Source organism: Neorhizobium galegae, assembly GCF_021391675.1.
Taxonomy (GTDB): domain Bacteria; phylum Pseudomonadota; class Alphaproteobacteria; order Rhizobiales; family Rhizobiaceae; genus Neorhizobium; species Neorhizobium galegae_B.
Genome location: NZ_CP090095.1, coordinates 3,949,785 through 3,971,233 on the forward strand (window position 1 = coordinate 3,949,785; position 21,449 = coordinate 3,971,233).

Below are 21,449 nucleotides of genomic sequence, written 5' to 3' on the forward strand. Positions count from 1 at the left end.
TATCGCGGAAGACTCGACTATTGTCCGGCCGCCAGACTTTCCCCTGCCTTATCGCTGCCGGCCAGACGCGAGAGCCTGGCCCGCTGCCAGGCAAGCGGGGATGTGCCCAGCCGTTTTCTGAAGACGTTGCTGAGATGAGATTGGTCGGTCAGGCCGCAGGTGACGGCGATCTGGCTGAGCGGCTCGTCGGTCGAAACCATCAGATGACAGGCGAGCGCCATTCGCCGGTTGACGAGATAGGCATAGGGTGAACAGCCGTAGCTGACCCGGAATGCCCGTGAAAAATGGCTGGCGCAAAGCCTGACGGAGCGCGCCAGGTCCAAAACCCTGATTTTCTCGGCCAGCCGGTCGCGAATATAGGCTTCGATCGCCTCCCGTTGTGCGGAACTCAGCCCATCGCGGCTGACATTGGCACGGCCCCGCTCCTGCGGCGACAGGCATTCGCCGAGTTGCCGATCAAATTGAAGTTGCAGGTGGTTGCTCCCCAAACGAGATCCTCCGACATCCAGCATTGACCACGGCGAGAATCTTGAGCCAATTCAGCCCGTCGTCGCGGTTCGATCGAGGGGAAACATGCCGTCTTCCGAGGAGCGCGGCGAGTTAAAAGCTGCAAAATTCTGTTTTGCAGCTTCTCTTGAGGCCCTTCCTCGGGACCGGATCCTGCACGGATGCTGCCGGGATTCTCGAAGCACAAAAGCCGGCGGCGACGCCGGCTTCCGTTGCCTGCTTTTTTGCGAACCTAGGCGATATCCCGCCCGAGATTGCGCTCGAACGGACCGTCCTGCTGCAACCCCTGCCCCAGGAGATGCCTGACGCGTTCGCGGGTCTCCGGCCATGTCGCCGTACCCAGAAACGTCTGGTTGGAAGACCAGCGTTCCGCATCGGTAGCCGTTCCCGCCCGGGCATTCACCAGCTTCTTGGCAATCTCCAGCGCCCGGCTGTCGAAGGAGGCGACGCGTGCCGCAAAACGGTCGACGAAAGCATCTAGCTCGGCATCCGGCACCGACCGGTTGATCCAGCCGTAGCGCTCGGCGGTATCCGCATCGAAATCATCGGCACCCACGAGGATTTCCAGCGCGCGCGACCGGCCGGCGAGGCGTGAGAGCCATTCGGTCGCGCCACCGCCGGGCACGACGCCCATGCCGACTTCCACTTGCGCAAAGACGGCTTTCTCGCGGCTTGCGAAGCGGATATCGCAGCCGAGCGCTAGCTCGCTGCCGTGGCCACGCGCCCGTCCGCGGATCTTTGCCACGCTGATGACGCGCGACTGGGATAGCCGGGTAACGAATGCGGGCCAGTCCGTGAAAGGGGCCGCGCCGGGGATATCCGGCATGACGGCGCCACGCAGGACGTCGTAATGGGCGACGAAGTAGTCCGGATTGGCACTTTCGAAGACCACGATCTTGAGGTCCCGATCCCGCTCCATGCTGTCCATCAGCAGGCGCAGTTCGGCGAACATTTCCGGATCGTAGAGGTTGATCGGCGGATTATCGATCAGAACCCGCCAGGAGGCGGGTTTCGATCGATCGATGACGAGACGGCTGGCGGCGGTCATGCGACGCTCCCTTGCCGCCGCAGGACATGGGCCTGCGCCTTGCGTTCGATATCCTTGGCAAAAAGCGGCGTCTCGATCGCATTGTGCTCGTCGGCAAGCGATTGCATGCGCGGTCTCGCCGCTTCCGGCGGAACGCCGTGCTCCTTGAGGGCGGACAGCAGTTCGGGCGTCGCGCGCACCTCGATCCGGTTTTCGAATTCGCAGCTGTCGCTGCCGATCGACCGAACGGTCAGATCCCAGGTCACCTCCATCTTGGTCAGCCCAAAATGCGTGAACGCATCGGAGACCGAGCGGACCTGGCAATGATCGCGGTCCGAGATCTGCTCGACATAATGCTGGACAAGCAGATCGCCGCCGATGGTCTCGACATTGATCGAAAGGCGCTTTCCCTCGCGCGTGAAGCCCGAGGCCGCCGCAAGGTGATCCTTGGAACAGGCCTGGTATTCTGAATCCGAAAGGTTGAACAGCCATCCGGTCAGGTCGATGAGTTCGGCCGGCGCATTGATCCGGGCCTTGGAGGAGGAAACGACGAGCAGCATCTCACTCATTGCCGCCTCCCGGAAGCGCAGCCAGCAATTCCTCGGTCGACAGGATCACCGAGGCATAGGACGGTGCGTTGAACTCGACGAGCCCGCGGATCTCGTCGAAGTTGAACGCCGCTACGGCATCCTTCACCAGCGTCACGTGGTAGCCGAGTTCGGCCGCGTTGCGGACGGTCGATTCGATGCATGTATTGGCGCGCAGGCCGATGACGATGACCTTTTCGACGCCGTGCTTGTGAAGCATAAGATCGAGGTCGGTATTGGCGAACCCGCTGGAAAGATAGTGATGGGAAGCGACCACGTCCCCTTCCTGCGGCTGGAAATCCGGATGGAATTCTCCGCCCCAGGTTCCTTCGGCGAAGGATTTGATCCGCGCTGCCGCCGCCTGTGACGGAGGCACGTGTTTCCAGCGCAGAAAATCGCCCTCGCGCCAACGGTGGTGCGGCGCGATGAAGACCTGGATGCCAGCCTTGCGGCAAGCGGCGAGGACCTGCTTCATGTGCTCGACCGTATCGAGCGCCTTGATCGTCTCGGCGCAATATCCATAGAGCTTGCCGCCCTCGGAAATGAAATCGTTATAGGGGTCGATGATGACCAGCCCGGTCAATGCGGGTTCGTACATGGGACTCTCCATGGCGTTGCGGTTCAGATGGTAGGGAATGACGTTCCCTCGGGTTAGCGCGCGAAAATCGGCTGCCCGGCATTGCGGTTGCGGCGGCGCCATTCGAACGGCGTCGTGCCGACGCAGCGGCGGAAGAGGTTAGAAAGATGCGCCTGGTCGGCGAGACCGCAGAAGACCGCAATCTGGCTCAACGGCTCCTCCGTGGTCAGCATCAGCGTCTGCGCAAGCTCGACGCGCCTGCTGATGATGTAGGCGTAGGGCGCCTCGCCGAAGCTGACCTTGAACGCCCGCGAGAAATGGCTGACGCTCAGACGGCAGAGCCCGGCGAGGTCTTCGACGCGGATCGCTGCGGTCAGGTTGACCTCGACATGGGCGATGACGTTGCGATACTGCCAGGGAGCAAGACCGCCCTGGACAAGTTGTGGCCTGGCGACGTCCAGCAGCTCGGCCTCCGGCCCCACGTTTTCCAGAAGATCGGATGCCTGGCGCAGGAAATTGGTTGCCTGATCCGGATCGATATCCAGAATGCGCTGTGCCGTTTTCAGCAGGGTCGAGATTTCCTTGCTGCGGCTCTGGAGGCCTTCGACGTTGATTTCCGAATGGGCAAGCCGAAAGGGATTCATGACCTGTTCGACCTGAGTTGGGATGCGTACTACAACAGTGTTTTCTACTCCTGCAGACATTGCCTTCTCCTCTTTCGAGCGGTGGTTCGACGAGCCGGTTCGTCCGGTTGAGAAAACATTGCCCTGAAGACGGCCATCGGCACAGTTAATGTCTGCTAAGAGATGTGAGCCGGCGGAGCGCCGCTGTAAATTTTCGCCTAACACATTATTTCTATTGGAATTTCCGTAGAATTTTACAGCGAGATGGACTTGCAACATCGTCCTGAAGGGGGAAAAAACCGATGTAAAGAAGTTGCAAAAGCGTGCAAAGGGCGCGCGGGCTTCCCCACTCGGGCGTGGTGCGAAGCCCGGCGCCCAAACGAAAGCGCCGCCCTGAAGGCGGCGCGGGAATGATCAATTTGCCGGCTCGAGCTTATAAAAATCGCCGTCGCCGCCGCTCGACGACAGCCGATATCGCCGCTCCGCTTTCGGAATGCTGCCGGTACTCATCCGATCGACGGGCTTCGCCAAGCGCGGTTTGAAGGGTGCCAGTGTCGCGTCGGGAGCGGCAACGTCCTTCCGGACACCTTCATAATAGTCGCCTTCCGCCTTTACGACGACCGGCAGGATGAGTGCGAAAGCAATGGGCAGGACAAGTCCCAATATCCGTATCATGTTGAATTCCTTTCCATGGTGTTGAAATCGGTGAAGGCTATCCTTCGCCGCGCACCTTTGACGAAACCGGGGAAAAGAGATTTTGCGAACCAATCGCACTTTTTACGTTTTGTCTGTCTCGCCTCGGCAAGCGAGTGTCGCCGCGCCCGAAAACAAAACCGGCCGCTCTTGATGGAAGAGCGGCCGGCTTGCGGGACGGCGGGTGGGGGAGGACATGTCCCATGATGCGCCAGGGAGGGGACTGAGCGCATTCAATGGCCAGACTGGGGAGGGAACAGGCCGGCCACGTCTGCCATCGCAGGAAGAAAGCTAAATCATCCGGATCGCGATGAATTGAAGGATTCGATCTTGCGAGCCCTTGCGCCGGGATTGGCTCGGCGGCGGACCGAACGGCAAAAAAGAGCCGCCTTCGAAAAGATCGAAGACGGCTCAGGAAGGATCCGCGTTCCGCAGATCCGAGCTCAACGCTCGGCGGAAGCGTCGAGCTCACCAGGGAAGAGAAGCCGATGGGAGGGAGCCGGCTAATCACCATGGACAGAACCTATTCGATCCCGTTCTGGCCGGCATGAAGGATTCTGCTGTTTCTTGAATGTCCTGCGCACCGGTTGCAGTGGCGTCTCTTGCGAGTGTCCGCCTATGGGGGCGCGACCACCAATGATTGAAAATTCCAAGATATCGATGCGCCCGGCGCCCACGATGCCCGTGCATTTAGCGGGCAGCGCGTTCTTCCCGAACGCGTCGCGGCCGCATTACTTTTCACGCACAGGAGCGCACATATGAGCAAGAAAGCATTGATCGTGGTGGACATCCAGAACGACTATTTTCCGGACGGCAAATGGCCGCTTGTCGGCGTGGAAGCTGCCGCGCAGAACGCCGCAAAACTCATCGCCGCCGCCCGTGCGCAAGACGACCTCGTCGTCCACATCCGGCACGAATTCCCGACCATGGACGCGCCCTTTTTCCAGCCCGGAACCGAAGGGACGGCCATCCATCCCTCCGTAATCAACCTGCCTACCGAACATGTCGTGCTCAAGAACTACATCAACTCCTTCCGCGAGACCGATCTCAAGGAACACCTGGATGCACACGGCATCGAGGAGGTGATCGTCTGCGGCAACATGAGCCACATGTGCGTCGATGCAGTAACCCGCGCCTCGAACGATTTCGGCTACAAGGTGACCGTGGTGCACGACGCCTGCGCCTCGCGCGACCTGGAATTCGACGGGGTTCAGGTCCCTGCCCGCTTCGCCCACGCGGCCTTCATGGCGGCACTCGGCTTCGCTTACGCCAACATGACCTCGACGGGCGATTATCTGCAGGCATTCGCTAAGGCTGCCTGATCTCCACGCATTTCGTCTTCATCGTAACGACGGACGCCGCAGCGCCGGCGTCCCCCAAGAGAGGGGGAATCCATGTCTCGCAAACCGCTTACCCACGCAAACGGCGCACCGGTCGTCGACAATCTCAATATCCAGACGGCCGGACGCCGGGGACCGGCTCTGCTGCAGGACATCTGGCTGATCGAAAAGCTCGCGCATTTCGATCGCGAAGTCATTCCCGAACGGCGGATGCACGCAAAAGGCTCCGGCGCATACGGCACCTTCACGGTCACGTCGGACATCACCCGCTTCAGCAAGGCGAAGCTTTTCGGCGAGATCGGCAAGCGGACGCCGGTTTTCGTCCGCTTTTCGACTGTCGCCGGCGAACGAGGCGCCGCCGACGCGGAGCGCGACATTCGCGGATTTGCCGTGAAGTTCTACACCGAGGAAGGTAACTGGGACATCGTCGGCAACAATACGCCGGTCTTCTTCTTCCGCGATCCATTGCGCTTTCCCGACCTGAACCACGCGGTCAAGCGCGATCCGAGGACCGGGATGCGCAGCTCCAGCAACAATTGGGACTTCTGGACCCTGCTCCCGGAAGCGCTGCATCAGGTGACCATCGTGATGGGCGACCGCGGCACGCCGAAATCCTACCGCAGCATGCACGGCTTCGGTTCGCACACGTTCAGCTTCATCAATGCAGATAACGAGCGGGTCTGGGTCAAATTCCATTTCCGTTGCCAGCAGACGATTGAAAGCCTGACCGACCAGGAGGCTGCATCCCTTATCGGCAGTGATCGCGAAAGCCACCAGCGAGACCTTTACAATGCCATCGAGGCGGGCGACTTTCCGCGCTGGACGCTCTGCGTCCAGATCATGTCGGAGGAACAGGCGAGAACGCACAGGCACAATCCTTTCGACCTCACCAAGGTCTGGCCGCATGCGGAATATCCGCTGATCGAGGTCGGGGAGCTGGAATTGAACCGCAACCCCGAGAACGTCTTTGCGGAAGTCGAACAGGCTGCATTTTCTCCCGCCAATATCGTCCCCGGCATCGGCTTTTCGCCGGATAGAATGCTGCAGGCGCGGCTCTTTTCCTACGGAGATGCGCAGCGTTATCGGCTCGGCGTCAACTTCGCGCATATTCCCGTCAACGCGCCGAAATGCCCCTTCCACTCCTATCATCGTGACGGCGCAATGCGAACCGACGGCAATCTCGGCTCCGTGGCGCACTATTATCCGAACTCGATGGGTGAATGGGAGACGGAAACCGGCTCGATCGAGCCGCTGCTCGAACTTGAGGGCCCTGCCACACACTGGGATCACCGGATCGACGACGATCATTTCGAACAGCCGGGAGCGCTTTTCCGCCTGATGCCCGCGGACGCACAACGGCGGCTGTTCGAAAACACCGCCCGCAGCATGGCCGGCGCAGGCCTGCATATCATGGACCGGCATATCGCGAACTGCGCCAAAGCGGATCCGGCCTATGGCGCGGGCGTCGCCGCAGCGCTCGGGATCTTCACGGCGCAGGTCGCGGAATGATCCGGGAGACGATGGTGATCAAACGGCGAATCCCGTTGGCTGCCTTTTCTGGAGCGGCTCTCCTGTTTTACAACACGGCCGCCCAGGCCCACGTGAAGTGGTTCGCGCCTTATATCGTCGGCGCGCGCCCGAGACCCATCGCGACTGTCCTTGCCAATCCCTGGTTCTGGACCGGCATCGGGCTCGTGATCGCATTCTTCGCACTCACCCGCGTGATCGAAATGAACCGGTTCGGCGCCGCCGTCCACGACGGACTTGACTACGTTTCGGCACCGCTCTGGCGAAGACTCGACGACTATGTGCGGGTAACGGTGGCCGCCTTTTTCGTCGCCATCTTTGCCGTCGGCGGCGTCTATCTGACGCCGGACCTCAAGACCCCCGCGGAATGGGTGTCGTGGCTACAACTGCTTCTGGCGGCCTGCATATTCTCCCGCCGTACGATGCCGATCGCCGGCGCCGGCATCCTCCTCCTCTGGCTCCTGGCGCTGCGCGATTACGATCTCTTCCATCTCTTCGATTACCTGGCGCTGGGAGTAGGCGTCGCAGTCTACCTGATCCTGGAGCCGATCAAAGACGAGGCGTGGCGGTCCCATCGTTTCGAAGCTCTGCGCTGGGGCCTGGCGATCGCCCTCATGTGGTCGAGCCTCGAAAAATTCGCCTATCCGGACTGGTTCTATCCGCTGGTCGAGGAAAAGCCCTTCCTGACCTTCGGCCTGCCGCGCGATGTATTTATTCCGATGGCCGGCGTCGCCGAATTCACCATGGGCTTCGGCCTCCTGTGGACGCCGTTGATCCGCCGTCTCTCGGCCATCGCCCTGCTGGTGATCTTCACGGCGGCGATCTATCCGTTCGGTCGGGTCGATCTCATCGGCCACGGCCTGATCATGGCGATCCTGGTCGCCGTGGCCTGCGACCAATGCCGCGTCACGCGCTTCCTTCCGAACATCAAGATCCATCTTCCCGCCATTCCCGCGGGACTGATGGCCGCGCTCGTCGTCTTCACCGGCGCCTATTGGGGTCTCCATCTCGCCTTTTACGGGCCGGCGGGTTTCACCGGTCCGCCGCGCATGGACCACGCGACCCATTCGCACAATCCGGAACAGCCGCATGGACCGGGTGCTGAAGGCATCGGCGCCCCACCGACGAAAGAGAGCGGGCAGTGAAAGGCGGGCGTTCGCATAAATTTCGCGACAGGGCTTGCAATTATATAGGAGTCCTATCTATATCAAAGCTATGGAAACGCCGACCGATCCCACCGCTATCGAACATCGCATCCTGGAAGGAATCGCCCGGCTCGCGACGGCCTTGCGGGCAGAAGACTGGGAGCGCTCACGGGCGGCGGGCGTCAACCCGACCCAATATGCCATCCTCCAACATCTGGAGGGACGGCGTGAAGGGGCGGGGGTCAAGGAAATAGCCGCTCAACTCGGCGTATCCCCGCCGACGGCGACGGACTCCATCCAGGCGCTCGAACGGAAAGCGCTGGTTGAGAAGGCCGAAGACCAACGCGACAGGCGTGCAACGCGTGTGCGGCTGACAACGGCCGGCCGCACCGCTCTCGAAACCGGGGATGCGCTTGCAGGCGCGCTGCGGAATACCACCGAAGGCCTGCCTGCAGCCGAAAAGCAGGGCCTGCTGGTGACCCTGGTGTCGATGATCCGCAGCCTGCAGGAACAGGGGGCGATCCCGGTTCAGCGCATGTGCGTAAGCTGCCGGTTTTTCCGGCCCTATGCCCACCCGGACGCCTCGCGTCCGCACCATTGTGATTTCGTAAACGCGGCCTTTGGCCAGAGCGAGCTGCGCATCGATTGCCGCGATCACGCCGTAGCCGATCCTGCCTCCCGGGCTGCCACCTGGAAGGTCTTTGAAAGAGGATAACTGAAACCCTCCAGGCACTCCGGAGAAAGAAGGAGACTATCAATGATCAGGACGTTTGCAGCCGGCGGGCTCACCGCCGGGGCGCTGGTTCTTTGCCTCGGCACGGCCGCGGCCCATTCGATCGAGACGGCACCGAACCAGGCGGTAAAGGCCTCGTTGGACATTATCGAGACGACGATCGTCACGCAAAAGGACGCCGCCATATTCACCACCCGAGTTCGCGGTGAAGCGGGTTCGGAAAAGCCCGAGGCGACGGGCAAGTTCGCCGGTTCGCAGGTTTACGCCTATGTCTGGCCGACCAGCCTCAACAGCGGCGATATCGGCTTCGACAAGGATCGCGGCATCGTCGCGCTCGCCGTGACCTTCCATCCGGACTTCGACGATGCCGCCGCCGGCGGCAGGAACCGCGATGTCTGGCACCCGCACTGGGTCGTGCTGGCCGAAGACAAGGCCTGCGGCGGCGGCCTCAAGGTGATCGATATTCCGGAGGGTGCCAAACCCAAGGTTCCGCCGACCTGGCCGAACGTGCCTCTTCTCATCGACAGCCCCAACTACAAGACGACGTTCAAGGGCAATGCAGTCGATGTCGCCATCCCGCTCTCGCTGCTCGGCGGCATCGTCGGCTCCTCCTATGACGGCGTGACCGCCGGCCTGAAGGTGAACGGCAATCTGCACGCGCCGCTTCTATGCGTCGACAACGTCTTCAAGGTGGCGTCGGGCAATCTCAGCCTGCCCGGCAAGGTAATCCCTCCGAAGTGACAAAAGCGCCGGCCCGTCGACTGCCATCGGCGGACCGGCCATGTTCCACCCTCCAGGCAAGAGAGAAAGAACAGGCCGGAATTATCGTCTTTGCCCGCGAGAACGCAACCGGCAACACCATGCCGGCGACCGTACGCAGGACCTGCCGGCCACTGCCTGAAGATTTCGCCTCCAACCGCCGCGCCGGCCTGCGACCCCGCACGGCAAAAGGGCGGGCCGTTTCCTTTCCGGCCCGCCCGCCTTCCCCAGGAGAAAGACGATGTCCCCATCCGCAACCCTCTTCGCGCCCGAACTCGCGGTCAGCGAGTGGTTCAATACCGCCCATCCCCTTACCCTCTCCGACCTGCGCGGGCAGGTCGTGTTCCTGCATGCGTTCCAGCTTCTCTGCCCCGGCTGCGTCTCGGAAGCGCTGCCGCAGCTGCGCCGCATCGAGCAGGTCTTCCGCGGCACCGAACTTCAGATCATCGGCCTGCACACGGTTTTCGAACATCACGACGCCATGACGCCGGTGACTCTCAAGGCATTCATCCACGAATATCGGCTGACGACGCCGATCGGCGTCGATCTGCATGACGGGACGTCCGACGTTCCCGTCACCATGCGCCGCTACTGCTTTCGCGGCACCCCCTCCTCGGTGCTGATCGGGCGCGACGGATCCATCCTCCACCACGCATTCGGCGTGGAAGACGACATTGTCGTCGGCGCCCGGATTGCAACGGCCCTCGCCTCCCCCATCCCCGAGAAGCTGCACATTCCGGAAGGAAATGCGCAGCCGGACGGTTGCGAGGACGGAACCTGCGCGGCGCCATCAGCCGTGGCAAATGCTTGAATGAGCCAAACCTGCAAGATGATCGGGGCGTCGCTGCGTAACCTTTGGTGAAATACCGCAAAGGAGATGCTCATGAAGCGCAATCGCCCTCAAAGCTCGAATGAAGTCTCGGTCAGCCTTGCACTGCCGATCGGTCTCTACGGGCTGGCCGTCTGCGGGGTGGTCGCCTACCTCGCCTTCGGCCAGCCGGCCCAGCAGCCCCTGCGGGTTTTCCTTCCGGAGCAGCCGAAGGCTCAGAAGACTCTCCAGGCGGCCATCTGTGGCGGGGGCAATGTCGGAGCCGCATCCAACCGGCTGGACCAGAACACCGCCGCTCCCACCGGGGCCGACTTGCGCATGAAATGCGCTTGACTGACTGGTGCGATAACCGTCGACATTCGTCCTTCCGGACGGGTTTCGGCGGCTATTCCCGTTGATTACCTTGACCTCGGAAATCCACATCACCGGCTGGCAAGTTAAAACCTTTTCCGCCGTTCAAAAAAATTCACGTCGGTTACCGGGCCATAGGCCGGTAACCGACGTGTTGCGACCGTTTATCGGTGTCTTGAATGAGCCGCCGTTCAGCGCGGGCCGACGCCTTCGTAGTAGTCGCCTTCATCGCCGATGATGCGGTTGTCGCGCGAGGTGGAGGCGCGAGACATGCTGCTGTGGGCGATGCTGCCGGTGTGGAATAAGTCGATGGCCGGAGACTTGGAAGCGGGAGCAGACTGCGACCTCGCGGGGCCGAAGCCGGAGTAGTAGTCGCCTTCGTCCGCGCGGACGATGCCGGCAACTGCCGAGAAGGAAAGTACGAGAAGGGCGGTCTTGATGAGGGTATTCATGATGTTGCTCTCCAATCGGTTGGCATCGGATGATCCCGATGACAGGAAATCTACGGAAAGCGGCGGCTGGGATATTTTAGATAGGTGCCGTCAGTTGATGATTTCAATCACGAAAAGAATTTGCCGTCGAAAACCGACAGGTCGATCGGCGAAGATGAAGCATCAGCTCCCCTCGGCAAGCGACAGCACACGCCGCGCCTCCACGAGATCAGCCGTGCTGAAGCCTTCCGTGAACCGGCGATAAACGGCCATGAGCAGCGCCCGGCCGATCGGGGAGTTGCCGCGCATCTCATGAACCTTCATCAGGCTGAGGGTGGTGCGCAGTTCCATGGCGAGCGCTCCCTGCCGTTCGGCCCACTCGAGCGAACGCATATAGTGCGTCTGCGCCGCATCGAGGTCATTGGGGTCGAGGGCCAGAAGGTAATCCCCTCTCAACCGCAGCAGCAGCGGCATATTGACGGTTTCGCCGTAGAGATCGACCAGGGCCATGGCGTCGTCGATCGCACGGATCGCATCCTGAAGGCGCCCGCCGGCAGCAAGTGCCTCGGCGAGATGGCCAAGAAAAATGATGTGCAGAAGCCGGTTGTTGATCCCGATCATGCCGTCGATGCTGCTTTGAAGCAGATGGAGCCCCGTCTTGTGATCCCCACGCCGGGTGGCGATGACGCCTTGCCAGGCCGATCCGGCCAGACGGGACGGCGCAAGCGCGCCACGGTTGGCGGTTTCCACCAATTCGGCGATGCGCTGCTCCGCCAGGTCCAGGTCCCCGGTCCAGAGCGGGATCGGTGCCATCCAGGTGAGAGCTATGCAATGCGAAACCGGATGATCAAGCGTAGCGGATTCGGCCAGATTGCGGCCGGATGTCAGAAGCGCCTGGTCGGCGAAACCCCGGAACCACTGGCTTCTTGCCAGAGCATTGTAGGCGTTGACGCGCGGATCGACACCCGTCTCGCCGACCCGACGCTTGACGGGAAGGATGGTGAGCGCGCGACTGAGGGTTTCGGTCGCGGCGGCGTGTTCGCCCGAGAAATACTGGCACAGCCCCATCATCCAGCTGTTTTGCGACCGGCTTTGCTCGGCAAACGTCTGGATCTGCGATCGCTCGGCCACCTCGCGCATGCCGCGAAAATTGCCTTCGCGCAGATGGCAGACATAAAGCCCCCTGAGAAGGCGGGCCCAGCGGCTGTAATCGTCCCTGTTCTCCAGCAGCGCGATCGCCCGGTTCAGGCTGCTGCGGACGACGTCGTTACCGCCGCGGGTGAACAGAATGGGCATTGCGAAATTGCTCAGCAGCTCCACTTCCTGGTGAGAGCCGCGCTCATCGTCCGTCAGGATCGCCAGCGCCTTTTCCGACCAATCCGCGCATTCGGTCAAAAGGGATCTCTCCAGGAAGAATGCACCGGCATCGGTGGCGAGCGAAACGGCAACCCGTCGATCGTCGTTTCCGGAAAAGCACCAGACGAGAGCGGCGCGAACATCCGCGACGGTGATATGCAAGCCGGAAGACAGATTGGCGCCGGCTTGAAGCCGCTCGGCGCCCAGCGCGCCGCAGACATGCAGGGCATGCCGCCTGGCGGCCGCATTCCGCTCGTCGACCTCCCCGAGCCGATCGACGGCATAGGCCCGCATGCTGTCCAGAAGACGATAATGGACGGAATCCCTCGTGACCTTCACGACGATCAGCGACTTGTCGACCAAGCTCTCGACGGCATCGCCGAGGTCGCATTGTTCACCGGTGCCCAGCACCGCTGCCAGTCCTTCGAGCGAAAAGACATCCGGAAATATTCCACAATGGCGCAAGATTTTCTGTTCCTGCTCCGCCAGAAGGGTATAGCTCCAGTCGATCGTGGCGCGCAGGGTCTGCTGGCGCGGAAGTGCGGTACGCCGTCCAAGTGTCAGCAGCTTGAAACGATCATCGAGGCGCGCTGCGAGGCCCTCTATGCCATAGGTGCCGGCCCGGCCTGCGGCGAGCTCGATTGCCAGAGCGACGCCGTCGAGCCGTCGGCAGATTTCCGCGATTCTGAAAACGGATTCAGGCGTGACTTCGAGCCCTCCGCCTAGGCGCTCGACAAAGAGCTCCACGGCGGAATAGGCCTGGATGTCGGCGGCGGTAAGCCGGTCGTCCTCCGGTGGGACCGCCAGAGGCTCCAGTCGATGGATGTTTTCGCCGACCACCCGCAACGGCTCCCGGCTCGTCGCCAGAACATAGACGTTGCTTTTTGCCAGGTAGATTCGCTCGACCAATGAGGCAACAGCTTCGGCAAGATGTTCGCATCCGTCGAAGATGAGGAGCAGGGTTCGGCCCTTCAGAAACTCCAGGATGCTTTCGCTTTCGTCATGGGTGCGGATTGCCAGGCCAAGTGCTGCCGCGACGCTGTTCGGTACCTGGGCTGGATCGAGGATCGGCGCCAGGTCGATCAGTATCGCTTGCCCGTTCACGTTCGAGAGGAGCTGGTCGGCAACCGACAGCGCTACCGTTGTCTTGCCGATACCACCCGGTCCCACCACAGTCAGGAAGCGCCGGTTGGTCAGCTTGGCCGCGAGGGACTGGATCACGTCGTCCCGGCCGATAACCCGCGAAATGCGTCGCGGCAGGCTGAGTGGTTGTGGCTCCTCGCCCATGAGGTCGGCGGTGGAGGAGGCAGCAGCCTGCGCAAACGCCGACCCAGGCGAGGTCGGCCGCGTCTGAGGCGTCGCCAACAATGCACGGAACATGTATCCGCGGCCGGGGATGTTGACGATGTAGCGTTTGCCTTCGCCCTCTCCCAGCGCACGGCGCAGATGGGTCAGATTGACGCGAAGGTTGGCTTCATCGACGAAGATATTCCGCCAGACGATGGAGATGAGCTCTTGCGTGCTCAAGACCTCTCCTGGCCGGGCGACCAGGGCGCATAGCAGGTCGAAGGCCCGGCTTCCGATCGAGACGGGCTTGCCGTCCTTCAACAACTGGCGCTGGGTGGGAAACAGGCTGAAACCATCGAAGGACACAGCGTCGGCCGCGTTTCTCGCGCTATGCTCCATCATTGCCAGGGGCCATATGTGAGCACCGCTCCGCTTGCGGCCTCCCGCTTTACGGCTACCGCCAGTCTTGCAAAATCATTCGAGCGCATTTCCAGCCAATTAAGATCGAAGCGGCATTGGTGTTGGTCGTTGTGATCGACGGCATTATCGAGGCGTCAGCGACCCGAAGGCCCTCGACACCGTATACTCTCAGCTGCGGATCCACCACCGCAGTCTCATCGACACCCATCCGGCAGGTCGAAACCGGATGGAAAAAGGTGCTGACGGACTTGGCCAGAAACTGCCGCCATTCCGCATCGGTCAGTTTTCCGCCGCCTGGAAGAACTTCCTCCTTGCGGAATTCGTCATAGGCGCGGTCGGCGCCGATATCGCGGCAGAGTTCGGTCGCGAGCCGGAAGGAATGCCAATCCCGCTCATCGCCGAAATAGTTCGGATCGATGCGGGGGGAACGGTCGGGTCGGACGAAACCAGTTTCAGTTCGCCCCGGGAATGCGGCCGGGGAACACCGGACAGGATGGCATAACCCTCTCCCGGAGGAAGAGTGAAGCCGGACGAGGCAAACGGTATCGATACATACAATGCGACCATATCGGGCGCCGGCAGATCCCCTTGCGACTTCTCCCACATATAGACCTCGGAATAATTGTAGTGCGATTGGGGAACCGGACCCTTGGCCTGGTAGTTGCAGCCAGCTCCCAGCGGGTGGTCCTGCAGTCCCTTGCCCACCGGCAGATCCGCCTTCGGCGAGATGCCGATGGACGCAAGATCTTCCGCCGGGCCGATTCCGGATTGCATCAGAATGCGCGGACTGTCGATCGCACCCGCCGAGAGGATGACTTCGCTGCTTGCGAACGCGGATACCAGAACATCCCCATGCAGATACCGGACGCCTTTGCAGTAGTTGCCGTCGAGAATGAGCGAAACGACCGGCGCGTCCGTCAGGATGACGAGGTTCTCACGCGTCATGGCCGGCTTCAAAATAGCGACGGCGGCTGACTGGCGCCTTGAATCCTTGACGGTCAGATTCATCCAGGTTTGCCCCTCCAGCCGCTCGCCGTTGCAATCGGGGTTCTCGCGAAAGCCGAGGTTCGAGCATGCCTGCATGAAGGCGACGGCGCCCGGATGCCGCATCGCCGGAGAGGGTTGAGAAATGTGAAGCGGGCCGCCTATGCCGCGGTAACGGCTTTCGCCGCCTTCATAGTCCTCGATCTCCTTGAACAGAGGTAGGACATCATCATAGCCCCAGCCCGGATTGCCTTGCTCTACCCAGGAATCGTAGTCGCTGCGGTGACCGCGGGCGTAGATCATCGCGTTGATACTGGACGAGCCTCCCAGAACATGACCGCGCGGCCAGACATGTGCCCGGCCATCCACCTTGTGCTGTTCCATGGTCGTGAAGAATTTCGTGGCGCGTGTATTATGGGAATTCAGCCATAGGTTGGGAGTGTGAATCTCCGGAATGTCGTCGCCGCCACCCGCCTCAAGCAGGAGCACGCGCGCATTGGACTCCAACGCCAGACGTGCAGCGCAAGCCGAACCCGCGGACCCTGCGCCAATGACGATATAGTCGAAGGTTTCTAAAGAACCCTCGGCGAAGGGCGATGGTGAAGTATAGGCGTGTTTCGTAGAATTTCCCGAATCCGACATGATGGCCAAGGCTTTCCACAATGTTTAGTTGAATTACTTTCTCAGCTAAGATGTCACGCTTCACGGTGCTAATCGAGTTAAAGGGTGTAAATCGACTAAAGAGGCTTCAGCGGTTTAAACAGTGCTGTCGGTTTCCCGAACCGCCGAAATGCAGATGCTCATACCATCCACGTGGAATAGGGGGAGGCAGAGCGACTGCACGCCTTGAAGGACTCGAGTGATCTGATCTGAGCTGGCCCCTTCAAACTGGACCTATCTTGGTTAAAGTTTTCCGATGCATTTTCCTGGCTGCGAAAGGAACGGAAGATGATGAAGGCATCGCAGTTTTCGGACGCTCAGAAGGTGTTCATTCTGAAGCAGGATGATGAAGGAGTGCCGGTGGCGGAGATTTGACGGAAGGCAGGGATGAGCCAGGCAACCTACTTCAATTGGAAGAGAAGATACGCCGATGTGTTGCCGTTGGAGATGAAGAAGCTAAAACAGCTCGGGAATGAAAATGCTCGGCTGACCGCCTCGCTTGTATAAGGGAGTGCATGTAATCGCTCAGTCGAAGCAGGTCGTCAGCCTTCAGCAAGGGCGAGAGGCGAAGCTGGCAGAAGGCATCGATCTTGCGCTGAAAGCGCTCTCGCAGAAAATTCGTTCATTTCCATTCACATAGCTGTTGTTGTGGTTCCCGCGGATGCGGGGCACGCGGGCTATGTGATGGCGATTAATCCCCGGTAACTGACCGCGCGTCAAAGCGGCGGATTCTGAAAAAATCGATTCCTCTGCAAACGGCGTTTCAGGAAGTAACGGGGGGACAAAGTCCCCTTAGGAGAACGCCGTTTGCAAAAGCAGTCATCAAATTAGGCGGCCTAGAGATCGTCAGGCTCGCAGGTGAACCTTGCGGCGAAAGGGCCGGTCATCGCGGGCGTAGCGATCGACGATGCCGTCGAAGACGTCGTAGGACGCCCGCCTGTCGAAACCCTGGTCGCCCAGCACGGCGACAGCCGCGTCGGAAAGCTGGTCGATCCGGTCGGCCCGCCCCTCGTTGAGATAGCTGGTGATCGCCCAGAATAGCAGGGCCCGCGCGACGTCGTCGCGATCCGGGCGCCGCTCCTTTCTATGCCGGTCCCGAAGCTGCTGCTGCCGCTTCTTCTGCCTTGCCTTCCGCTCGTCGTCAGTCTGTCGTGCCATGTCTTCCCCCCTTTTTGTTGGATGGCACTCCCATGGTCAGAGGACCGGCGGACCGGCGCAACCCGTTTGTCGCGGCAACGGAATCATTGTGTTTTGAATCGGAATTCCGGAGCATTGAATCGAATGAGCGCAATTTGACTCGCGTTGAGCGCACGTCGAAACGACTTACCGGCAAACCATCGGACCGAGGCTCAGCGAGCATGTGGCATGTGGAGACGTCGGCAACCTCCCTCGAAAATCCGTGAATCGGCAAATTACGATTTGGAATCGTTGGCCGGGACTATCGAAACGGCAGTCGAAGTTTTGGAATCGTTCGCTCATAGGTCTGAATCGAATGAGCGCAATTTGTTTCAGGTTACCGGCAATTGATATCACGTCGTTTCAGTCTGCGCGGAGCCGATCCGCTGACCTCATGGCCGCTGGCCGAGTATCCAACCTTCCCAGGTCGCGACGTCATCGTCGTCTGGCACTCCTTCAGTGCGGCGCCGCTCGACGACGTCGATCATTCCGAGCAGACCAACGACTGCATCGAACCGATCCTCACCGGTCTTGTCTATCCCAAACCCATCAGTGATCGCAGCCTCCAGCGCCGCTCCGCCGATGTGGGGGCGGTCGGCCAACCATCGAAGAAGATGAGCTCCTGCAAAGCGGCGGCCCGACTGCTGGCGCTTGCTCCACATGGGGCGCCGCGGAATGCCAAGTTGGCCGTAGACATCTCCTGGATATGTTTCAGCAACAACAGTTGCTCCGGGCTTTGTGAGTTCAGCAAGGCTTCCGTCGAAAGGCCATAGAGCTAGCTCCGAAGCGTTCGGGATAATGATCTCTCGCCATCCGGCAATGGCCGCCTTACCCACCTGATTGCCGCCTAGCGTCCAAAACAGCATGCAGGCATCGCCACGGTCCGCCGTTGCGCGCTCGCAACGGCGCAGAAGCTCACGGCCGCTCCCGGCTCCCAAGGCATCGAACAGGTGTCGACGCTGTGTCCCGCCGGGCCGCATGGGATAGAAGGGACGATCGATGGCGATGTCGTTGCGATGTTCCGCGACGTCGAACCACCGCTCAAATCGCCCGGCGCCAAACGCTCTCAAGGCAGAGCGGAAGTTGGCGAGACCCAATGCTTTTCCATAAGCGGCAGGCAGGCCTATCGGGAAATCGAACCCCATCAGCAGCGCGGCGTCAGTTTCGGCACGGCTTCGAAGCCGAGGGATGAGGTCCTTCGTTTCGCCGACAGGCTCTGGCGCCGACAAGATCCATTTCGTCCCTTGGCGCACGGCGACGCACATCCACCGTTTTTTCCGGTCGATGCTCCAGTCGCAGTGAGCAATGACCGCCACAGACATCCTGACCTCCCATGTCCCCACAAGGACTAGGAGGTGGGAGCTAGGATGTCCATCACCGCATCGCCATCGAGCGCCTGGGCGTCGAAGAGCGCCCGGACCAGCCGGTCGAACGCCGCTCGGTGTTCGAAAATCACCTCGGTGGCCCTGGCTTGGGCAAACTCCAGACGCTGGTGAACCCGCTTAGCAAGATCGTCGTCTCGACTGAGGATCGCGGTCGGATCCTTGTGTTCGAGATAAAGCAGCGGATAGCGCGCGCCGAAGCCAAGCACTTGTTCCATATCGAGGGCGATCCGCGTGGCGCGGGCGAGATCGCTCTGCTCTGCGCCGCCGGAGCCTGCGGATACGGTCTTCAGCACGATGAGTTCCGCTGCACGTCCGGCCATGAGCATGGCAAGCAGCCGCCCATACCATTCCACGGTATCGGGTGTGCCAGTCGCGAACGTCACTGCATTGTGGCCGCCGTCCTTGGTATCGATCGTCAGACCCTTGATGGAGCCAAGACGCAAAGCGTGATGGACGACGGCATGGCCGGATTCATGGATCGCATAGCGCCAACGGACGTCGTAGGGAACAGCCGGCCGATGACCGCGAATGCCTGCTTCGATGTCGGCATAGGTCAGACGCCGCTGTTCACGGCGCGCCTTCAGCCTTGCCTCTCGTACGACCCGTTCGATGTCGGCACCCGTCAGACCCATGGCCCGCGTCGCTAGACGTCGGAGCGCGTGAGCAATTGCTCCTTCCTGCTCGTGCACGTCCGGCTCCTCGCCATCGCGCTGATCGTCATCGTCAAGAACAATCTCCAGCTCGTCTGTGGGGCCACCAATCTGGGTAAACCTCGTCATGGCTGACCTCCGTCTTGCGTATCCGATTTGGCGACGACGTCGAGATCGGCACCAAGATGATGTGCGAGAATGCCGGCGAGAGCCGGGATATCGGGGCGCGGGATCTCGATGTGGGTTTCCAGCCTTCCCGACCTGCGGATAGCCTCGTCGATTTCGTTCGGCCGGTTGGTCGCACCAACGACGATGACGCCCTCGCTCCTCACCGCACCGTCGAGCAGCTCCAGGAGCTTGTTGACGCACGCATTCCAGTAGTCGGCATATTGCCGCGACGTAGAGACGCGCGTTCCGATACCGTCGATCTCGTCGATAAAAAGAATGCACGGCGCCTGTGCTCGTGCTTCGGCGAAGGTGTTCGCCATCCGGTCAAGCACGGCATTCAGGTATTCGCCCTGCAGCCAGGTCGAAACGGAGGTCACGACCAGCGGGATCCGAAGGCTATTGCACATGGCGCGCGCAAACGTCGTTTTGCCCGTTCCCGGCGGTCCCGAGAGAAGAAGCTTGGTACTCATGTCGAACCAGGCTAGATCGCCGACGAGATAATCAGCCAAATCCGCTTTGAGCCCGAGCACCCAATCTTTCGCCGCGCCGAAGCCCGTCAGCGTCTCCACCAGCAGCGGCGGCGGGCCCTCTCCTGGCGTCTCACCATCTGCAGGCAGAGGCTGGATCACTTCGGCGCCGGTCGGCTGGGCTTTTGATCTGCGGTTGCCTGCCGACGACGATGCGCTGTCGCCCTTGCCGCTGCGGTCTTGCGACGACTGCGCTGCCCGTTCGCTGGGGCTCTGGGTAATCAGCCGCCGCGAGGAGGCGGCGCGCCCTTTGTCCTTCTCGTTGTCCCGCTCTTCGCGGTTATGGACCGCAAGCCCTGCCAGTGCGTCGATACTGGACAGAATCGGTCGACCAGGCCGGATGGCAATAGCGAGATCATCAAGTGTCAGGGCGCCCGCATCAATCACCGCGATGAGGCCGTCATGGTGTGACACATCATCGCTGCCATAGACTGCTTCCAGCAAGTCGGCGAGGAATGTGACATTGATTCCTCCGCCGGTCAGCCGAACATCGCTTGTCAGATCGACCTGATCAGGAACGGCGTGGTGGGTTTCAGCCACGGCAAGAACCGGCGAGCCGTGTGCCAAAGCCCACAACAACTGAGCGCGCATGGCCGAACGGCTCGGGCGATAAGTCTGAGCGACCGGAATCTGCAGGAATACACGTTTGGCTTGGCCTTCCACATACCTCCAGAGCTCGTCTACGAAGGTAAAATCAGCGGCCATGCCGACATACGGGCCGAACGGCACGAAGGCAGTTTCTTCGACTAGGTGCGGCAGCGCCCGCTCGAATCCTTCGACCGTCACCTGCACTGCGAAGACCCCGGCCGGTTGCCGAAGGAATGCGACCAGATCGCGCAGCTCGACGCCGGATTCCTCCATGGCCGACGCGAGCAACAGGACGGTCGCCATCGTTTTGATGCTAAGTACCTCACCGGCCTCAGCGACAACCCTGACCGCATAGGCGAGTGCACGCTCGTCGCAGCTGCTCCCGGCCGGCAACCGTCGCCTGAGCTGCGCCGGCCACACAGGCGCGGCCGACAGCAGGTCGGGTCGCCCACTCGCGTCCTGGGGAGCGTCGATCAGGAAGGCAGCGAGACGATCGCGGATCCACTGCCGGTCTCGCTCCACCTCGCCCGTCAGATGGGAGGGATCGAAGGCCGGAACGTAGCGGCCAACGACGAGGCCGTCGACGATGGCGGTGGTCATCGTCAGCAGACCGTTGCGGACAGCCAGCCGCCGGATCTCGCAGCGCTGCAGATGGCGCAGACGCCGAAGGAGGAATGAAGACAGACGATCCATCAGCGTTCCTCCACCGCGACCGCCGCGGAAGCGGAAACAATTTCCGCAGGACCGGCGTGCTGGGCAGCGGCATGACGGTCGCTAGAGACAGCCCTATCGTGGCGCGTGCTTGCTTTTTCAGTGAGCCAGTCGAGAACCAGGCGGCAGGCTGGATCGCCAGAACATGCGTGGTGGCGCAGTCGATCAAGGAGCATCGGCGGAACGGCTGCGGCGTCGCCGTCCCCTTTCCGGGTGAAGGCGAGTGCGAGGCCGACGACCAGGGCCGGGTCATCTTGACAAACGCGATGACGCCTGCCGGAAAATGCAGCGCCAGTTATGCCAGGACCGCGCAAGTTGGGCGGCGATGATGAGATGGGTAAGATTTCTGCGGACATACAAGATCTCCTCGTCGGTCCAGGTTGGTCACCGGCGTCTTCAGAGCATGAA

General features: G+C 61.2%; 21 protein-coding genes and 2 pseudogenes. 9 read left to right on the top strand and 14 right to left on the bottom strand.

Annotation, left to right across the window (positions count from 1 at the left end; genetic code table 11):
• Window positions 1–17: 17 nt before the first annotated feature.
• The 6 genes from LZK81_RS19315 to LZK81_RS19340 all read right to left on the bottom strand — a co-directional run bounded on the left by LZK81_RS19315 (window position 18) and on the right by LZK81_RS19340 (window position 3,996).
• A complete protein-coding gene (locus LZK81_RS19315) occupies window positions 18–512 on the bottom strand; it encodes a helix-turn-helix domain-containing protein (protein WP_233954308.1) in 495 nt (164 codons plus the stop codon).
• Between the two features lie 227 nt (window positions 513–739).
• The gene (locus LZK81_RS19320; RefSeq protein ID WP_233954309.1) at window positions 740–1,555 is read right to left on the bottom strand and encodes an enoyl-CoA hydratase/isomerase family protein; all 816 of its coding nucleotides are present in this window, start codon (window positions 1,553–1,555) and stop codon (window positions 740–742) included.
• Entirely contained in the window at window positions 1,552–2,103 is a 552-nt protein-coding gene (locus LZK81_RS19325; RefSeq protein ID WP_233954310.1) for a hypothetical protein, read from the bottom strand. Before LZK81_RS19325 ends, LZK81_RS19320 begins: the two co-directional genes overlap by 4 nt.
• Window positions 2,096–2,719 carry a cysteine hydrolase family protein gene (locus LZK81_RS19330; protein ID WP_233954311.1) on the bottom strand — a complete coding sequence of 208 codons (624 nt, stop codon included), beginning with the start codon at window positions 2,717–2,719 and terminating at the stop codon, window positions 2,096–2,098. Before LZK81_RS19330 ends, LZK81_RS19325 begins: the two co-directional genes overlap by 8 nt.
• Before the next feature lie 53 nt (window positions 2,720–2,772).
• On the bottom strand, window positions 2,773–3,402 hold the full coding sequence (locus LZK81_RS19335) for a helix-turn-helix domain-containing protein (protein ID WP_233954312.1): 630 nt from the start codon (window positions 3,400–3,402) through the stop codon (window positions 2,773–2,775).
• A gap of 333 nt (window positions 3,403–3,735) precedes the next feature.
• Window positions 3,736–3,996: a hypothetical protein gene (locus tag LZK81_RS19340; RefSeq protein ID WP_233954313.1), complete on the bottom strand. Its 261-nt coding sequence runs from the start codon at window positions 3,994–3,996 to the stop codon at window positions 3,736–3,738.
• A 776-nt stretch (window positions 3,997–4,772) separates the two neighbouring features.
• Between LZK81_RS19340 and LZK81_RS19345 the strand changes: the two genes are divergently transcribed.
• From LZK81_RS19345 to LZK81_RS19375, 7 genes are all read left to right on the top strand, one after another.
• Entirely contained in the window at window positions 4,773–5,336 is a 564-nt protein-coding gene (locus tag LZK81_RS19345) for a cysteine hydrolase family protein (protein ID WP_233954314.1), read from the top strand.
• A 72-nt stretch (window positions 5,337–5,408) separates the two neighbouring features.
• A complete protein-coding gene (locus tag LZK81_RS19350; RefSeq protein ID WP_233954315.1) occupies window positions 5,409–6,863 on the top strand; it encodes a catalase in 1,455 nt (484 codons plus the stop codon).
• Window positions 6,864–6,877: 14 nt separating this feature from the next.
• A complete protein-coding gene (locus LZK81_RS19355) occupies window positions 6,878–8,026 on the top strand; it encodes a MauE/DoxX family redox-associated membrane protein (protein WP_233954316.1) in 1,149 nt (382 codons plus the stop codon).
• 70 nt (window positions 8,027–8,096) lie between these two features.
• Window positions 8,097–8,741, top strand: a complete 645-nt coding sequence (locus tag LZK81_RS19360; RefSeq protein WP_233954317.1) for a MarR family winged helix-turn-helix transcriptional regulator — start codon at window positions 8,097–8,099, stop codon at window positions 8,739–8,741.
• A 42-nt stretch (window positions 8,742–8,783) separates the two neighbouring features.
• Complete coding sequence (locus tag LZK81_RS19365) at window positions 8,784–9,500, top strand: hypothetical protein (protein WP_233954318.1); 717 nt, start codon at window positions 8,784–8,786, stop codon at window positions 9,498–9,500.
• Window positions 9,501–9,759: 259 nt separating this feature from the next.
• Window positions 9,760–10,329 (top strand): redoxin domain-containing protein, encoded by a 570-nt coding sequence (locus LZK81_RS19370; protein WP_326491495.1) that lies wholly within the window; start codon window positions 9,760–9,762, stop codon window positions 10,327–10,329.
• A gap of 72 nt (window positions 10,330–10,401) precedes the next feature.
• Window positions 10,402–10,680 carry a hypothetical protein gene (locus LZK81_RS19375; RefSeq protein ID WP_233954319.1) on the top strand — a complete coding sequence of 93 codons (279 nt, stop codon included), beginning with the start codon at window positions 10,402–10,404 and terminating at the stop codon, window positions 10,678–10,680.
• Between the two features lie 209 nt (window positions 10,681–10,889).
• On the opposite strand, the gene LZK81_RS19380 is transcribed toward LZK81_RS19375, so the two are convergent.
• From LZK81_RS19380 to LZK81_RS19395, 4 genes and pseudogenes are all read right to left on the bottom strand, one after another.
• Window positions 10,890–11,150 carry a hypothetical protein gene (locus tag LZK81_RS19380; RefSeq protein ID WP_233954320.1) on the bottom strand — a complete coding sequence of 87 codons (261 nt, stop codon included), beginning with the start codon at window positions 11,148–11,150 and terminating at the stop codon, window positions 10,890–10,892.
• Between the two features lie 162 nt (window positions 11,151–11,312).
• Window positions 11,313–14,174, bottom strand: coding sequence for an ATP-binding protein (locus tag LZK81_RS19385; protein WP_233954321.1), 2,862 nt, complete (start codon window positions 14,172–14,174; stop codon window positions 11,313–11,315).
• A gap of 52 nt (window positions 14,175–14,226) precedes the next feature.
• Window positions 14,227–14,796: a GMC oxidoreductase gene (locus LZK81_RS19390; protein WP_233956625.1), complete on the bottom strand. Its 570-nt coding sequence runs from the start codon at window positions 14,794–14,796 to the stop codon at window positions 14,227–14,229.
• A gap of 134 nt (window positions 14,797–14,930) precedes the next feature.
• Window positions 14,931–15,818 (bottom strand): annotated as a pseudogene (locus LZK81_RS19395) (GMC family oxidoreductase); the annotation flags it as partial.
• A gap of 309 nt (window positions 15,819–16,127) precedes the next feature.
• Between LZK81_RS19395 and LZK81_RS19400 the strand changes: the two are divergent.
• A pseudogene (locus LZK81_RS19400) lies at window positions 16,128–16,325 on the top strand (transposase); the annotation flags it as partial.
• Window positions 16,326–16,682: 357 nt separating this feature from the next.
• On the opposite strand, the gene LZK81_RS19405 reads toward LZK81_RS19400, so the two are convergent.
• The 4 genes from LZK81_RS19405 to LZK81_RS19420 all read right to left on the bottom strand — a co-directional run bounded on the left by LZK81_RS19405 (window position 16,683) and on the right by LZK81_RS19420 (window position 21,023).
• A complete protein-coding gene (locus LZK81_RS19405; protein WP_131614699.1) occupies window positions 16,683–16,994 on the bottom strand; it encodes a hypothetical protein in 312 nt (103 codons plus the stop codon).
• 410 nt (window positions 16,995–17,404) lie between these two features.
• On the bottom strand, window positions 17,405–18,334 hold the full coding sequence (locus tag LZK81_RS19410; RefSeq protein WP_233954322.1) for a DUF429 domain-containing protein: 930 nt from the start codon (window positions 18,332–18,334) through the stop codon (window positions 17,405–17,407).
• Between the two features lie 26 nt (window positions 18,335–18,360).
• Complete coding sequence (locus LZK81_RS19415) at window positions 18,361–19,176, bottom strand: ATP-dependent Zn protease (RefSeq protein ID WP_233954323.1); 816 nt, start codon at window positions 19,174–19,176, stop codon at window positions 18,361–18,363.
• Window positions 19,173–21,023 carry an AAA family ATPase gene (locus tag LZK81_RS19420; RefSeq protein ID WP_233954324.1) on the bottom strand — a complete coding sequence of 617 codons (1,851 nt, stop codon included), beginning with the start codon at window positions 21,021–21,023 and terminating at the stop codon, window positions 19,173–19,175. The genes LZK81_RS19415 and LZK81_RS19420 overlap by 4 nt, the downstream gene beginning before the upstream one ends.
• Here LZK81_RS19420 and LZK81_RS19425 point away from each other — a divergent pair.
• On the top strand, window positions 21,005–21,370 hold the full coding sequence (locus LZK81_RS19425; RefSeq protein WP_233954325.1) for a hypothetical protein: 366 nt from the start codon (window positions 21,005–21,007) through the stop codon (window positions 21,368–21,370). The genes LZK81_RS19420 and LZK81_RS19425 overlap by 19 nt on opposite strands.
• The last annotated feature ends 79 nt before the right edge of the window (window positions 21,371–21,449 follow it).